This window comes from Phycisphaerales bacterium (assembly GCA_020852515.1).
GTDB lineage: Bacteria > Planctomycetota > Phycisphaerae > Phycisphaerales > UBA5793 > UBA5793.
Genome location: JADZAS010000016.1, coordinates 129,818 through 144,623 on the forward strand (window position 1 = coordinate 129,818; position 14,806 = coordinate 144,623).

Here is a 14,806-nt window from a genome sequence, read left to right on the forward strand (position 1 = left end):
CGTTTGAGAAAGTTACTGGATGACCGTAGTGATCACGTTGGTCGTTTCGCCCTGCTCGCCGGCCTGCAGCCAGACCCGCTGGCCGGAGGTGCCGCTGGGCACCGTGCGGCTGAGAATCGCCACGCCCGAGCCGTTGGCCTGCACGCGGCCGGCCAGCACCGGGCTCTGCAGCGCGACGGTGATGTTGAGCGGCGGGATGGGCGTCTGCCCGGTTCCGGCAAGGCTGTAGGCGAAGTAGACGTTGCCGTTGGGAGTGGCGTTGGTGACGCGAAGCGTCGCGCGCTGCCCGGCGATGAGGTCGGTCGCCTCGAGCTTCATCTTCGTCACGATCTTGTTGATCGTGCCGCCGAGGCTGAGGATGTAGAGTTCGCCGTTGGCGTCCTCACCGAACGATGCGATGGAGCTGATCGAGCCGCCGCCGAGTTCGGAGGTGCGGTCGGTAAAGTTGGTCACCTGCTGGCCGTCATAGTTGAACGAGTAGATGTTGCGACTGCAGTAGTCGGCGAAGAAGTAGGTGTTGTCGAGCAGCGGGATGGACTGCCCGCGGTAGTTGTAACCGCCGGTGATCGAACAGCGGCCGCCGGAGTGCAGGTATTCGTAGATGGGCAGCGTGAGAGTGGGCGCGTTGCAGGTGCAGCCGCTCAAGCCGGTGCAGCGCGTGCCTTCCATGCAGCGCCAGCCGTAGTTCTGGCCCCCGTCGCCGGCAAGCTCGAAATCGACTTCCTCGTTGGAGCCCTGTCCCACGTCGCCGAGGTACATGTCGCCGGTGATGCGGTCGAAACTGAACCGCCACGGATTGCGCATCCCGATGGCCCAGATCTCATCGCGGACCGCCGGGTCGTTCACGAACGGGTTGTCGGCGGGAATCGTGTAGGGGAGTTGATCGACGTTGATGCGAAGGATCTTGCCCAGCAGTTCCTGGCCGTTCTGGGCGCGGTTACCCGGGTCGTTGGCGCTGCCGCCATCACCCATGCCGATGTAGAGGTATCCATCCATCGGCGAGAACTGCAGACACCCGCCGTTGTGGTTCGAGTACGGCTGGGTGACGGTCAAAACGATCGCCTCGGAGTTGAAGTCCGCCACATCGGGATCGCCCGTGACTTCGTAACGGGCGACGACCGTGTTGCCCGAAGTGTTCGTGTAGTTGATGAAGAAGTAGCCGTTGCTGTCGTAGTCGGGATGAAACGCCAAACCCAGCAGACCGCGCTCGCCGCCGGTGCTGATGCGGGTGCGCACGTCGAGGAAGGGCGTGGTCAGCACGTTGCCGTCTTTGATGATGCGAATCTGCCCGGTGTTCTGCTGGAGAACGAACAGGCGATGCGTGTCGCCCGGGGGCGAGGTGAGGTACAGGGCGCCTGACAGGCCGCTGGCGACCTGCTCGACCGCGAGCGTCTGGGCCTGGGCTTGGGAACCGGTGAGCAAAGCAGCGGTGACGCCAAGACACGCGACGGCAGACGCCATCGCGCGGTGAATGGACTTGCGGTACATGATCTCTCCCTTCGAGGTCAGTTCGATGCAATTCGGCGACAACACAACCGCACACGCCCGGAATTTGTTCCGATTCACGTGGATAGCGCCCCGCCGCCGGGTGAAACGCGAGGCCCTTTGAAGAGCCCGCTCCGATCTGTTACCTTCCAAGATACCGCCGGATCCGCTGCTCTGCAAGCGGCAAAGCCCGGATAACGCAGCAAGTTACCGTTTTTCGGTGTCTGATCGGCGGCTTTTGCCTCGCAACTATCCGCCATCTCGCATGAGGGGGTCCCGCGGCGATCAAGCTTGTCCGAGCGGGCGCGCCTCACGGAACGGACGCGTTGTGACTGTGTTGAACGCAAAAGCGAGAATTGTCACGAGCAGGCCGGCCGCCCAGGCGGTCCGGCGCGGCCAGATGTCGAATTCTGGGCGCGAGGTGTGTCCCATCTTCTCGGACAGGACTTCCGTGTTGGCGTCATGCAGGGTGGGTGGAACAAGTTCGCTCGGCTTGCTCTTGGGCAAAGGCACCAGCCCGGACTTCACTGCCTGCTCCTGGGCCTGCACGTCTTTTTCGTAGGCCTCAAGCCGCTTGGCGTAGACTTCGTCGGCGCCGCGGACGATGAACATCTCCGCCAATTGCGAGTCGTCAGGCGGGTACATCCGGCCGACGGCGGTTGGACCGGGCAGGAACCACATCGGCGCCACAACCGCCAGGGGCATGAGGACGGCGCCAACAAGCGCGTAGCCCAGCCGCAGCCCGGCACCCATGCCGAGCCAGAAGATGACCAGCATGATCGGGATCATGTTCGGTATCTGGAAAGCGCCCGCAAAGAAGCCGACCGTCACACCGCACGCGAGAAAAGAGATGAGTCTTCCCATATGGCGGCAATGCTAGCGGCACATCCGCGAGGGACAACAACGCTCCGCCGCAAACGCCGCCTCATCGGCGCGGCTGGTCGGCCGGAGTCTCTTCGATCGTGACGCTGACGCCGCCGTTGGATGTCTCGATGCTGGATTCCGAACCGGGACCCGAGAGGCGGATGGTCCGCCGGGTCTTGCTGCCCTCTACGGCAGCGCTCGGCCCGTGGACGGTCACGCTTCCATTGGAGGTCGAGGCGGTGATGACCCCGCCGAGGCCGGCCGGGACGGTCAGTGATACCGAACCGTTGGAAGTCTTGATGCGGATGGGCCCGGCGGCGCTGCCTGCGGCGCGACAGGTGACGCGCCCGTTGGATGTTTCGACGGTCGCCGCATCTGCCATTCCGGCGATCTCGACCGAGCCGTTGGAACTGCGCGCGTCAATGGCACCCGCGGCGTCGATGACTTCGATGCGGCCGTTTGATGTGCGAATGCGCGCGCTGCCGCCCTGGTCGCGCACGCGTACGCTGCCGTTGCTCGTGTGCACGTCGGCATCGCCGCCCAGACCCGTAAGCGTCACGCCGCCGTTAGAAGTCTCGACCGTAACACCGTTCAGATCGGGCAGGCTGATCTCAAGAGCGCAGGAATCGCTCGGTCGGCGCCCGCCGGGGAAGACCGAGCGAACCGAAAGCACGCCGTCAGGCAGGCGCTCGGCGACGATTTCGACGCCCGCAAGGCGCTCGTCGGCCTCTTCCTGCGTGTCTCCCATCGCGGTGATGGAGGCGATGACGGTGACCTGTCCGGCGGCTTCATCAGCGTTTACGCTGACCGAGCCGTTTTCATTGGCGACGTGCAGCGCGGCGTCAGGAACGTGCCTCGCGGTGATGGTCTGCTGACCCTTTGATCGAAAGCCCGCCAGTTCAACGCACCCGGACATGCACAGGGCGGCCGTCATCGCCGCGGCCACAACAGCGCGCGAGGGAATGGACAACATGGATTCGTCTCCTTCAGATTGGCCGGCGTGAGCAACCGCCCGCGGACCCCGGCTGATATCATTGCCATGTTCTTGGGAGTCGGCGGGCCGCACTGTTGTTTTCCGTCGGATTTTCGCCTGATGCGCCGGGCTCGTGCGTCCCGGTGGTCTGGCGCCGGCTTTCCTGCCGCATTGCGCCCGCCCGTCCCCCCCGAATGGAGAGTCCCCATGCGTACGTTCAACTCGTTTGCACACATGGTGTTAGGTTCGGCTGCCGGTGCTCTCGTGCTGGCAGGGGCGTTTGCCGTCGCCTGCCCCGCTCCCGCGAGCGCCCAGGTCATGCGGTTCACCACGAGTTCCCGGGTTGACAACTCCGCCGGCGGCATCAACGAGGTCGATGTCCGCTCGCTCGTCGAGACGCTCAATTTGGACGGCGATCAGGAGGCGTTGGTCAAAGCGCTCTACGACGGCCACCGCGCCGCGTGGAACGATGCCACCACAGCCCACAAGGAGCGCGTGCAGGCGGCGTTCGAAGCCAGCCGCGCTTCCAATGACTGGACCGGCATGGGCAAGAAGACGCAGCAGCTCCAGAAGCAATGGGAAGCCGAGAGCGTGCGACTGGAGACCGACTTCTTCGCCAGCGTCAAGGGTCTGGTGTCCGACGATCAGATGGCCGCGTGGCCGCGCTTCGAGCGCGATCGCCGCCGCCGCACGCTGCTGGCGTCCCAGTCGCAGCTGAGCGGAGAAGGCGTTGATCTGATTGACGTGGCGGAAGCGATAGAGATTCCACATGAATCGCTCGCTCAGATTCAGCCTGTTTCTTCGCTCTATGCCGAGGAAATGGATTCGGCGCTCACCGAGCGGTCGCGAGCGATCGAATCCCTGGAGAAGGCTTCGGCCCCCAAGACCGAAGGCGACTTCGGCTCCATCGACTTTGAAGCGGTTAAAGAGCAGCAGACCCGCGTGCATGAGCGGCGCATCGCGGTGCGCGACCTCAACGGGCGATACGTGGCGCTGTTCTGCGGCCGGATGAGCGGCGATGAAGCGCAACAGTTCATGACGCTCTACAAGCAGCGCTGTTTCCCCCGCGTCTACCGCCCCACTGCGGCCGATCGATATATCAAAACCGTCGAGTCTCTGGAGACGCTGACCGGAGAGCAGTCGCAGGCGCTGGCGAACATCAAGTCCGACTACACCCGGCAGGTGAGTGGGATCAACGACCAGTTGGCCGCGGTCATCCGCCAGAGTGAAGAAGAGAGCGAAGATCAGGGCTTCTTCTTCGGCGGCGACCTCGCGATGCTTCCGCCTCCTCCTCCGCCTCCGCCGGCAGCCTCTGGAGTTTCCGGCGAAGAAGAGCACGCCGTGGCAATGTTCGTGATCGCGGGAGACGGCGGTGCCGTCGAAGGAGGCGCGGTTCATCTCGCGCCGGAGCAGACGGCCTTCTCGTTTGGCCCTTCCGAACCGGAAGATGACACGCCGCGCGGCAAGCTGAACAAGTCCAAGCGCGAACTCGTGGCCCGCACGATCGACGCCGTGGCGGCCCTGCTCACGCCTGAACAGCTGGCGCTCGCGCCGAAGCCCGATCAAGGGCAGCAACTTGCGCCCGAGGAGCGGATGCGCCGGCAGGTTGAAAAGGCGTTGGAGAATGCCGTCATCGAGGCGACGGGCGAGGGCGGCGAGTCGATCACCATCACGCTGAGTCCATCTTCCGACGACAATTGATTGCCCGCCGGGATTGCGAACCCGGCGAGAGAGAACCAGTTCCCGGATCCTGCCGTGTAGTTGGGCAATAGCGCCAACCGCTGTTCGTTGCACCGGTACAACCTGCGGGCACTCAACCCCGGGTGCGGCGGCCGGCTGTTGCCGCGTCGCCGATCGTGGTCTGGCCAGCGAAAGGAAGGCAGATGAGACGCTCTTCATGGACATCACGGCTTGGCGGATGGGGTCGCGCGGGCATCGCCGCGCTGGCGATCGCGGTGGCCACGAGCGCGGCTCGGGCTCAGTTCGGCGGTCGCGGCGGAGCCGACTTCCGCACGGCAATCAACGACGGCGAGATTGATCGCATGGTCGCGACGTTCCAACTGGATGACAGCCAGATCTCCCTTGTCGATGCTCTCTACGACGGCTTCCGCGACGCGTATGAAGCTGCGTCCGACGAGTCGCGCCAGCGCGTGCGCGATGCGTTCCAGGAGATGCGCGATTCGGGTGACTGGCAGTCCGCCGCTTCCACCGGCATTACGTTCGCCCGCGAGTGGCAGGCGCAGGGTAAGGCTCTTGAACAGTCGTTCTTTGGCGACGTCAAGGCGGTCCTCACGGAAGATCAACTCAAGCTGTGGCCCGGCTACGAACGCGACTGGCGCCGGCGCAGTTCGCTGCGGGGTGGTGGCCAGGTCGGCGCGCTCGCCGGCGAGAACATCGATCTGTTCGAACTCGTCGAAGAGTTGGAACTGGACGAAACCGCGCAGACCAACCTCAGCCCGATCCTCGACGCCTACGCCATCGAACTCGATCCGGCGCTGACCAACCGCGATCGGGCAGTCTCTGACATGACGGACCTCACCTCTTCGGTTCTCGAGGGCAAGACCGACATCGAGCAGCTCGATTCGAAGTTCAAGAACCTGCAGCGCCTCCGGGCGCAGGTGCGGGACGTCAATGACCGGTACGTTCAGGTGCTCGCGTCGAGCCTCGATCCGGACAAGGCCCGCGCGCTCGAACTCGAGTATCGACAGCGCTGTTTCCGCCGCATCTACTCGCCGACGCAGGCGGACCGCTACATTGAGACGGTGCGCGAGTCCGGCGCACTCAACGAATCGCAGCTTGGCGCCGTCGAGGCCATTGCAAGCGACTTCCAGGCGCAGTCGGAAGTGATCAATCGGCAGTTGGCCGATCTCCAGAAGAAGCAGGAACTGGAAGACCAGCAGCGGATGTACGAGCGGATCAAGATGATGGCTCAGGGCGGGTTTAACCGCGGCGGGTTCGCGCAAGGCGGCCAGGATCCGCGCGGGCGAGGCGGCTTTGGCGGCCCGGGAGGCGCCGGCGGCGAGGGTCAGGCCGATCCGCGGGTCGAACTCATGCAGCAAAAGAGCGATCTCGTGTCGCGAACGCTCGACTCGATCGCGGCCTTGCTTTCCCCCGAACAGCTGGCCGCCGCTCCCAAGCCCGAAGCGAACCCCAGTCGCGAGCGCGGCGAATTCGGCGGCCGCATGACCGACGAACAGCGCCGTGAAATGCGGGAACGCTTCCAGAGGGAGCGAGACGGCAACTGACAGCCGAGCGAGCAAGGACATCTCTCAATCCCGCGGGGCCTTGGGCGGATCCCAAGGCCCTGTCCTTTGCGACGGGGAGGGGTTCGCCCCGCGGAATTCAGGTAGCCGCCGGGCCCGAAAGGCGATCGGCAGTCTCCTCTTCGGCCACCAGGTACGGCTCCTCGGTCTCCTCGTCGATACGAGCCACACCCATCTCCAGCAGCGCGTTGAGCGCCGCTCGCTGTTCGGCCTGCTTCTTGCTCGGGCACCAGCAGGACGGGAAGCGGCGGCCATCGATCTCGACGCAGACCTCAAAGCACTTGGCGTGATCGGGCCCCTTCTCGTCGAGGAGGACGTAGGTGGCCGAGTGGCCGTAGCGCCGCTGCGCATGCTGCTGAAGCACCGATTTAAAATTCTCGTGGTGCCCGCTGTTCGCGGCGGATTCGATAGGTTCGCTCAGGTGCCGCAGGATGAAGTCTCGCGCCGGCTCCAGTCCCCCATCGAGGTAGATCGCGGCGACGAGCGTCTCGAGCACCGCCGCCGAGAGCGAGCGAGGCAGATCGCACGGCCCGCCCATGCCCTTGCCGGTGACGAGCAGCGCATCGAGCCCCAGCGCCCGCGCTACGTTGGCACAACTGCGCCGCGACACCGCCGCGGACTTGATCTTCGTCAGGTCGCCTTCCAAGTAGTCGGGGTAGCGGTGGTAGAGATACTCGCACACCACCATGCCGAGCACCGAATCGCCGAAAAACTCCATGCGTTCGTTGCTCGCCAGGCGGCAGTCGGCGACCGATGCATGGGTCAGAGCCGATTCGAGAATCGACGGGTCCTTGAAGCGATATTCGAGTATGGCCTCAGCCTGCTCGCGCACCTGCTCGTCCATGGAACTTCCCTCGGGCGGCCGCCAAGGGCGGTCGCCGGGCACCGGTTGAAACCGCCGAAGCGGCCTGGACGACCGGGCAGGTGATCGTGCCAGCCTCATAGACGTGGCAGGCTGGCATGAGCAGATGCCCCGATCGGACCAGAAAGGCTAGCCCTGTGGGGCCGGGCAGTCCCGCTGCCCCCACGGCACGCTCTAAAATGCATCGGCTGGCCTGCGGCGAGGATTGAATCTATACTGCCAGTCCCCCCGGCCGCGCCGGGTGCAGGTGGAATCGAACACTTCCGGCCCCGAGCGGGGTCGGTGCCAAGGCAGGTCGCAACGATGCATTACCCCCACAAGACAAGCCGGATTAAGAAGCTGCGCAAGGTCGGATTTCGCGCACGGATGAAGACCAGCGCCGGTCGCCGCATCATCAATTCCAAGCGCCGCAACGGCCGCTGCATCAACACCTATTGACGCGCGACTCGCGCTCTTTGAGCGCCTCCAGTCGCAGGGCCCCGATTTCCTTCGGCGACCAGACGAGGCGGTGCACGCGCCCTTGCTGCAGCGTCGGGAAACCGAGAGCAAACGATCTCACATCGAGCAGTTGGGCTCCCGTCAACTCGACGTCGTCGAGAGCGCGGTCGAAGCGCGCGATGGCGCGGTCCTGTTGAGCCCCGAGCTGGGCGATGTGCTCGGCAAACACAGCGCAGCGAAGCAGCCGGTGGCATTCCATCGCGGCCTGAAACGCGCCGTGCATTTCCTCGACGACCGGGCGCAGAAAGACCAGAGCCGCCAGCGCCTCATCGTGGCTGAACCAGCGGCGCGGCTCGAAGGCGGCGGAGACCTGCCTCGCACGAACCAGTTCCGCGCCCCAAGGCGCGCGGTGACGTCTTGTCGATCTGCGCCCCATGCCAACCTCTCTCCCGCGCGACATTATGCCGCAAGACAGCCCAGCGCGTCAATGGCAAAGGCTCGAATCGCTTGCTTTTTCGCGCGTTTGCCGCAGATTCCAATCTGGGCAAGATCGAAGGTCTGGCTAAACGTTGAAGAGGAAGTGGCACACGTCGCCATCGCGCATGATGTATGACTTGCCTTCCGAGCGCATCTTGCCGGCTGCGCGAATCGCCTGCTCCGATTCGTACTTCACGAGGTCGTCGATGCTGTAGGTCTCCGAGCGGATGAAGCCCCGCTGGATGTCGCTGTGCACGGCGCCGGCAGCTTCGGGCGCCGTCTCGCCCTTGCGGATGGTCCAGGCCCTGATTTCCGGCTCGCCGGCGGTGTAAAAGCTCTGAAGCCCGAGCAGGTCGTAGAGCGCCCGCGCCAGGACCGCCAGCGCCGGCTCGGTCAGACCCAGGCCCTCGAGCATCTCCTGTCTCTCACCGGCATCCAGTTCGGCGATCTCCGCTTCCAGTTTCGCGCAGATGAGCACCATCCGCGTCTGCCCGCCCTGCCGCGCATCGACCCACTTGCGCAACGCGGCCACCGCTTCGCTCTCGCCTCTCAGATCGTCTTCGCCCACGTTGGCCACGTACAGCACCGGCCGCAACGTGATCATGCCCAGCGAGCGCAGATCAGTGAGCTCTTCCGCGGACCACTCAGCGGTACGCAGCGGCCGCTCGTCTTCGAGCACCTTGACCGCCTTGGCGGCGATCTCCACGCGCCTCTTTCCAGCCGCATCGCCGGTCCGCGCCCGCCGCTGGGCCTTGTCCATTGCGCCTTCGAGCACCTGCAGATCGGCCAGGAGCAGTTCGGTCTCGACCGCCTGGACGTCGCGCACCGGATCGAGCGTGTCAAAGACGTGCGAGACATCGGGGTCGTCAAAGCACCGCACGACGTGGGCGAGCGCATCGACCTGGCGCACGTTTTCCAGGAACGCGTTGCCCATGCCCTCGCCCTGTGCCGAGCCCGCGACGATGGCCGGGATGTCCACGAGATCGATCGTCGCGGGAACGAACTTGCGCGTCTTGATGTACCGGCCGATGAGCGCCAGGCGCGGATCAGGCACGGGCGCTGTGCCGTGGACGGCCTTGGTCGTTGTGAACGGATAGTTGGCCACTTCGACGTGCATGCCCGTCATGGCCTTGAACAGGGCGCTCTTGCCGACATTGGGCAGTCCCACGATCCCGATTTCCATGGCGAAGCGCGCTCCCCGCTGCTCAAGAGTTGTAAAGCGGCAATCGTAGGCGTCCGGGCAAGGACGCCCCGCAAGGGCGATCGCCGGATTCACCTGATTCAGCGGCGCTCGGAGGCGATGAGGCGCACGGGAATGCGGATGTACGGCTCGGTCGCCGAGCGGGCTACGGCAGCACGCGCCTCGTCGAATCGATTCGCAGGATCGAGCCACCAGAACATGACGTGATCCCACTGCGTCTCGCCGGGCAGGTTCGGCGCGACGAGATCGACCAGCAGCCTGCCGGCGCCTCGGCGCGACCAGGAAATGCGCAGCGAGCGGTCGGCACCGAGTTCGCGCAGAACGTTGAGGATGTCAGTGGGCGTGCCCAGGAGGGTGAACTGGTAGCCGCGCGCCGCATACTGCGACTGCTCTTCGATCGGCACGCGATCATCAGGCACGGCGACCACGCCGGCGCTGGGCGGCAGCGGCACGAGGATATTCCCGGCCGGCCCGACCCCGGTCGGGGCGGCGGGATCGCGACCAGCGAATTGATCAGGGCCGCGCCCCGAACCGAACGAGCCGGGAATGTTCAAGGTCGCGTTGACAATCAGATCGCCACCGCGCTCGCGCAGCCGCGAGGCAAGAGTTTCCAGCGCAGCGGAGGGATCGGCAGTCACCACGTCGGCCGCGAGGTCAATGTCAGTCGGCCAATCGCGCGCCATGGCGGCGATCACGGCAGGCTCGGCTGCGGCGGCCAGCGCCTGCTCAAACTCCACGGCAGACGACTCGATCGCGTGCGAGTCCGCTTGGGCATCCGGCGCGGCCGCGAGCAACTCCTCACCATCGGTAGAGCCGCCAGGCGCCGTCGTCGATTCCGCCGGAATGGGCAGGTCATCCGGATCATCCATGACCAGAGGGGCCGGCGCGAAATCGTTGTCTCTTGAGTTGAACTGCAGCGTGTTGAAGAGCATGAACCCGCCGCCGCTCAGCAGAAGAACGAAGCCCGCCGCCGCGGCATAGCGCTGCCAGTGCGAAGCGCGGTATCGGCGCATGTCGACTGGCGGTGCGATGAGATCGGTTTCGATCAGCATCGAGCGCTCGACCCCGGCGAGGACGTCGGCGACCAGCGACTCCGGCGACTGCTCCTCTGGCAGAGAGCGCAGTCCCTGGCAATCCGCCTGCATCAGCCGAAGCGAGGCGAGCAGCCGCGTGTCAGACGCCAGCTCCGCTTCGAACTCCGCTCGCTGCTCAGGCGGCATGGTCTGCTCGACGTAGGCGAGCAGCGTGGCTTCATCGAATTGTCCGGCGCTGGGACGTTGCATTTTGGGCACTTCAGTTCGCGGCGGATCTCACGGCGGGCTTCTCCAGTTCGTGCAGGGCCTTGCGCAGCGCCACGCGGGCGCGAAACAGTCGACTCTTCACCGTGCCGATCCGCAGATCGAGCACGTCGGCGATGGTCTCGTAGTCGAGACCCCGGCCGTCTCGCAGCACGAGCAGGGCGCGGGCTTCGTCGCCCAAGTTCTGCAGGGCTTCGACGAGCAGTCGCCGCTGCTCATTGGTTTGGACGCTCTGATCGGCCCTTGGTTCCAGGTCGACGGGAGATTTGGGCCAGGCATCGCCGGAATCGGGGGAATCCAGCCCGCCCTGCACGACGGAGCCGCCGCCGGCGCGGGCGGTTCGGCGCTTGCGCAGGTGCGAGATGCTCGTGTTCATCGCCAGGCGGTAGATCCAGGTGGAGAGCGACGAGCGGCCGTCGAACCCGCTCAGGCCGGTAATGACCTTGGTCAGCACTTCCTGGGTCAGGTCGGCTGCGTCTTCGCGATGATTCACCATGCGGCTGCACAGGCTGAAGACCCGCTGCTGGTACGACTCGAGAAGCCGACCCATGGCTGCGGCGTCGCCGGCGCGTGCGCGCTCGACCAGGCGGGCTTCATCTGCTTCGGGATCGGGTTGGGCCTTGTTCTCCGGACTCACCTGTCTCCCGCCGACGCCCTACCATGGCCTGACCGATCGCGAACGGTCTCTGACTCACCGCAGGTGCTGAATCGATTCATGAACTCACCCTCAAGCGAATCATACACGACCTACGTCTCGCCGCTTGGTTCACGCAATGCCTCGGCGGAAATGCAGGCGATCTGGAGCCCTCAGCGCAAACATTCCACCTGGCGGCGGCTCTGGCTCGCCCTGGCCGAAGCCCAGCAGCAACTCGGCCTGCCGATCACCGACGAGCAGGTTTCGGAGTTGCGGGCCCACCTCAATGACATCGACTTCGCCCGGGCGGCCGAACACGAAGCCAGGCTGCGGCACGACGTCATGGCCCACATCCACACCCTGGGGGAGGTCGCGCCCACGGCGCGGCCGATCATCCACCTCGGCGCCACGAGCCAGTTCGTCAACTGCAACACCGAGATCATTCTCCTGCGCGATGCGCTGCGACTGACCGCCGGGAAGATCGCGTGCATCATCGACGCGCTGGGGAGCTTCGCGCTGCGCTACCGCGCGCTGCCGACGCTGGGTTTTACCCACTACCAGCCGGCGCAGCCGACCACTGTCGGCAAGCGCGCCACGCTGTGGGCCAACGACCTGGCCCTGGCACTGGATGAGATCGAAGTGCGCATCGACCGGCTGCGCCTTCGAGGCGCCAAAGGCGCCACGGGAACCCAGGCGTCATTTCTGTCGCTCTTCGATGGTGATGCCGGAAAAGTCGAAGAGCTTGATCGGCTCGTGATCAGCAAGATGGGATTCGCCGACAAGGGAGCGTATGCCGTCACGGGCCAGACCTATCCGCGCCTGGTGGATGCGCAGGTGCTCAACGCCGCAGCCGTGGTCGCCGCGGCGCTGCACAAGATCGCCACCGACCTGCGGCTGCTGGCCAACCGCAAGGAACTCGAAGAACCATTCGGCGCTTCGCAGGTGGGGTCGAGCGCCATGCCCTACAAGCGCAATCCGATGCGCTGCGAACGCATCTGCGCCTTGTCGCGCTTCGTCATGTCGATGCCCGCCAACGCCCTGCAGACGGCCGCGACGCAGTGGATGGAGCGCACGCTCGATGATTCTGCCAATCGGCGGCTGACATTGCCCGAGACCTTTCTCGCCCTCGATGGCGCGCTCGATCTCATGCACAACGTTGCCGCGGGGCTGGTCGTGCACGAACCGGTGATCGCGGCAAACCTGCTGGCCGAACTGCCCTTCATGGCGACTGAGAACCTGCTCATGGCCGCGGTCCGCAACGGCGCCGACCGGCAGGAAGTGCACGAACTCATTCGAACCCATAGCCAGGCCGCCGGGCAGCGGGTCAAGGCTGAGGGCAAGGCCAACGACCTGATCGACCGCCTTCGGGCCGAGCCGGCGTTTGCGGGGGTGGATTTCGACCGCGTCATGCAGCCGGGGCAGTACGTCGGCCTGGCCCCGCAGCAAACGGATCGGTTCATCGAGCAGGTGGTGGAGCCGATCCGCCGGCGATACGCCGACAGCCTGCACGGGCCGGCCGAGCCTCGCGTCTGACCGGATTTCAGGCCACTCCCATCGTTCGATAACCGTCGTTCACCAGATCGGGTGCTTTGACGCCCGGTGCGGTCAAGTCGGGCGGCGGTGGTGCCGATATCGCAGGGTGTACGAATCCTGAACGTCAGAGTGAGGCCCAAGCCAGGGAGGGCGTGATGTCGATCATCACCCAGGAGAGTCGCGAAGCCGTCGTCAACAAGGCCGTCACGGAAATCAGCCACATCGCGACGCTGCCGGAAGTCACGCTCCGCATCATCGACCTCGTGGAAGACCCGAGTTCGACGGCGCAGGACCTCAACAAACTGATCACGAACGATCCGGCGCTGTGCAGCCGTATCCTCAAGGTCGTGAACTCGGCGTTCTACGGCCTGCCGGGGCAGATCGGCTCGATCAATCGGGCCGTCGTGCTCCTGGGCCTTAACGCCGTCAAGAACATCGCCATCGCCACGAGCCTGGCAAAGTTGTTCCGAGGCGGAGAACTCTGTCCGACCTTCTCGGCTCGCGATCTGTGGATTCACTCCACCGCCGTTGCCGCGGCGTCGAAACTGCTCGCGGACACCGCCTCGATCGGCCTGTCCGACGAGGCTTTCCTCGCCGGCCTGCTGCACGACGTGGGCATCATGGTCGAGATGCAGGCGGGCCGCCACAAACTCATCGAGGTTTTCGAGCGCATGGGGCAGGCCAACGCGCCGTTCATCGGCCTCGAAGACGAAGTGCTCGGCGCCAACCATCAGGACTTCGGCCGCGCGCTGTGCGAGCGTTGGAAGTTCCCCAAGAGTTTTTCCTACGTCACCGGCTATCACCACCGCCCGCTCGAACTCGACCCGTCTTCGCGCACGCTCACCAACGTGGTTTACGTCGCGGACTGGCTGGCCAAGAAGTCGCAGGTCGGCTTCACCGCCGACGTGACGACCGAGCAGGTGGAAGCGGCGATCCTCGACGAACTGCGCCTGACTGAATCCGAACTCGAGAACGTCGAAGAGCAACTGCCCGACGCGATCGACCAGGTCAACGCGTTCCTCGGCGGGTGATCGGAAGCCGGACCCTCGCCGGGCCGGATTGACGGCGATCTATGAGTCGGCCAGGCGGCCGCTCTTGAGTTCAACGACGCGATCGGCGCGGCCGGCGATGGCGCGGTCGTGCGTGACCATGACAATGGTCTGACCCTTGCGGTGCGTTTCGGCGATCACGTCGAGAATCTGCCCGCCAGTGACGGCATCGAGATTGCCGGTGGGTTCATCGGCCAGCAGCAGCGCGGGTTCGTTCATCAGGGCCCGCGCGATGGCGACGCGCTGGCGCTCGCCTCCGGAAAGTTCGCCGGGCTTATGGCGGGCGCGGCTGCTCAGGCCGAAAGCGTCGAGCAGTTGCGTCGCTCGCCTCATCAGCTCGCTGCGCCGGCTGAGGTAGCCGAGATGGCCGTAACGCACCATCGACGCGAGCGCCGTGTTCTGCAGTACGTTCATCTCTGGCAGCAGGTGATAAAACTGAAAGACGAATCCCACGGCGGTGTTGCGGTAGCGGTCTTTCGCCTTGGCCGACCACTTGTTGATGTCCTGCTCCCGGTAGAGCACGGTGCCGCCGTCGCGATCGGGCCGGTCGAGGGCGCCGCACAGGTGCAGCAGCGTGGATTTGCCCGAGCCTGAAGCGCCCAGCACGGCGACCCACTCGCCTTCGTGCACGTCGAAATCGAGGCCCTTGAGCACCGGCACATCCACCCGGCCCAGCCGGTAGGTCTTGCGAAGCGAGCGGACTTCGAGCAGGTGCGTCATGGAACGGAT

At 65.2% G+C, this 14,806-nt stretch carries 14 protein-coding genes; 5 read left to right on the forward strand and 9 right to left on the reverse strand.

Going from position 1 to position 14,806, the window contains the following annotated elements; all coding sequences use genetic code 11:
• Positions 1–12: 12 nt before the first annotated feature.
• The 3 genes from IT430_12345 to IT430_12355 all read right to left on the reverse strand — a co-directional run bounded on the left by IT430_12345 (position 13) and on the right by IT430_12355 (position 3,322).
• A complete protein-coding gene (locus tag IT430_12345; GenBank protein ID MCC6908725.1) occupies positions 13–1,488 on the reverse strand; it encodes a PQQ-dependent sugar dehydrogenase in 1,476 nt (491 codons plus the stop codon).
• Between the two features lie 282 nt (positions 1,489–1,770).
• Positions 1,771–2,349 (reverse strand): hypothetical protein, encoded by a 579-nt coding sequence (locus tag IT430_12350; GenBank protein MCC6908726.1) that lies wholly within the window; start codon positions 2,347–2,349, stop codon positions 1,771–1,773.
• A gap of 61 nt (positions 2,350–2,410) precedes the next feature.
• Positions 2,411–3,322, reverse strand: a complete 912-nt coding sequence (locus IT430_12355; GenBank protein ID MCC6908727.1) for a hypothetical protein — start codon at positions 3,320–3,322, stop codon at positions 2,411–2,413.
• 207 nt (positions 3,323–3,529) lie between these two features.
• On the opposite strand from IT430_12355, the gene IT430_12360 reads away from it, so the two are divergent.
• Positions 3,530–5,023, forward strand: a complete 1,494-nt coding sequence (locus IT430_12360) for a hypothetical protein (protein MCC6908728.1) — start codon at positions 3,530–3,532, stop codon at positions 5,021–5,023.
• Between the two features lie 182 nt (positions 5,024–5,205).
• The gene (locus IT430_12365; GenBank protein MCC6908729.1) at positions 5,206–6,567 is read left to right on the forward strand and encodes a hypothetical protein; all 1,362 of its coding nucleotides are present in this window, start codon (positions 5,206–5,208) and stop codon (positions 6,565–6,567) included.
• Between the two features lie 97 nt (positions 6,568–6,664).
• On the opposite strand, the gene rnc is transcribed toward IT430_12365, so the two are convergent.
• A complete protein-coding gene (gene rnc, locus IT430_12370; GenBank protein MCC6908730.1) occupies positions 6,665–7,429 on the reverse strand; it encodes a ribonuclease III in 765 nt (254 codons plus the stop codon).
• Positions 7,430–7,750: 321 nt separating this feature from the next.
• Here rnc and rpmH point away from each other — a divergent pair, with 321 nt between their 5' ends.
• Positions 7,751–7,885, forward strand: a complete 135-nt coding sequence (gene rpmH / locus IT430_12375; GenBank protein MCC6908731.1) for a 50S ribosomal protein L34 — start codon at positions 7,751–7,753, stop codon at positions 7,883–7,885.
• On the opposite strand, the gene IT430_12380 is transcribed toward rpmH, so the two are convergent.
• The 4 genes from IT430_12380 to IT430_12395 form a co-directional block, all read right to left on the reverse strand.
• Complete coding sequence (locus tag IT430_12380) at positions 7,872–8,321, reverse strand: DUF2203 family protein (protein MCC6908732.1); 450 nt, start codon at positions 8,319–8,321, stop codon at positions 7,872–7,874. The two genes, rpmH and IT430_12380, sit on opposite strands and share 14 nt — an antisense overlap.
• A gap of 126 nt (positions 8,322–8,447) precedes the next feature.
• Positions 8,448–9,545, reverse strand: a complete 1,098-nt coding sequence (gene ychF, locus IT430_12385) for a redox-regulated ATPase YchF (GenBank protein MCC6908733.1) — start codon at positions 9,543–9,545, stop codon at positions 8,448–8,450.
• A 98-nt stretch (positions 9,546–9,643) separates the two neighbouring features.
• Positions 9,644–10,846 (reverse strand): hypothetical protein, encoded by a 1,203-nt coding sequence (locus IT430_12390; GenBank protein ID MCC6908734.1) that lies wholly within the window; start codon positions 10,844–10,846, stop codon positions 9,644–9,646.
• Between the two features lie 10 nt (positions 10,847–10,856).
• Entirely contained in the window at positions 10,857–11,498 is a 642-nt protein-coding gene (locus tag IT430_12395) for a sigma-70 family RNA polymerase sigma factor (protein ID MCC6908735.1), read from the reverse strand.
• 78 nt (positions 11,499–11,576) lie between these two features.
• Here IT430_12395 and IT430_12400 point away from each other — a divergent pair, with 78 nt between their 5' ends.
• Both IT430_12400 and IT430_12405 read left to right on the forward strand, forming a co-directional pair.
• Positions 11,577–13,028, forward strand: coding sequence for an adenylosuccinate lyase (locus IT430_12400; protein MCC6908736.1), 1,452 nt, complete (start codon positions 11,577–11,579; stop codon positions 13,026–13,028).
• Between the two features lie 155 nt (positions 13,029–13,183).
• Positions 13,184–14,059 (forward strand): HDOD domain-containing protein, encoded by an 876-nt coding sequence (locus IT430_12405; protein ID MCC6908737.1) that lies wholly within the window; start codon positions 13,184–13,186, stop codon positions 14,057–14,059.
• Positions 14,060–14,098: 39 nt separating this feature from the next.
• On the opposite strand, the gene IT430_12410 is transcribed toward IT430_12405, so the two are convergent.
• Complete coding sequence (locus IT430_12410; protein MCC6908738.1) at positions 14,099–14,797, reverse strand: ABC transporter ATP-binding protein; 699 nt, start codon at positions 14,795–14,797, stop codon at positions 14,099–14,101.
• Between the last annotated feature and the right edge of the window lie 9 nt (positions 14,798–14,806).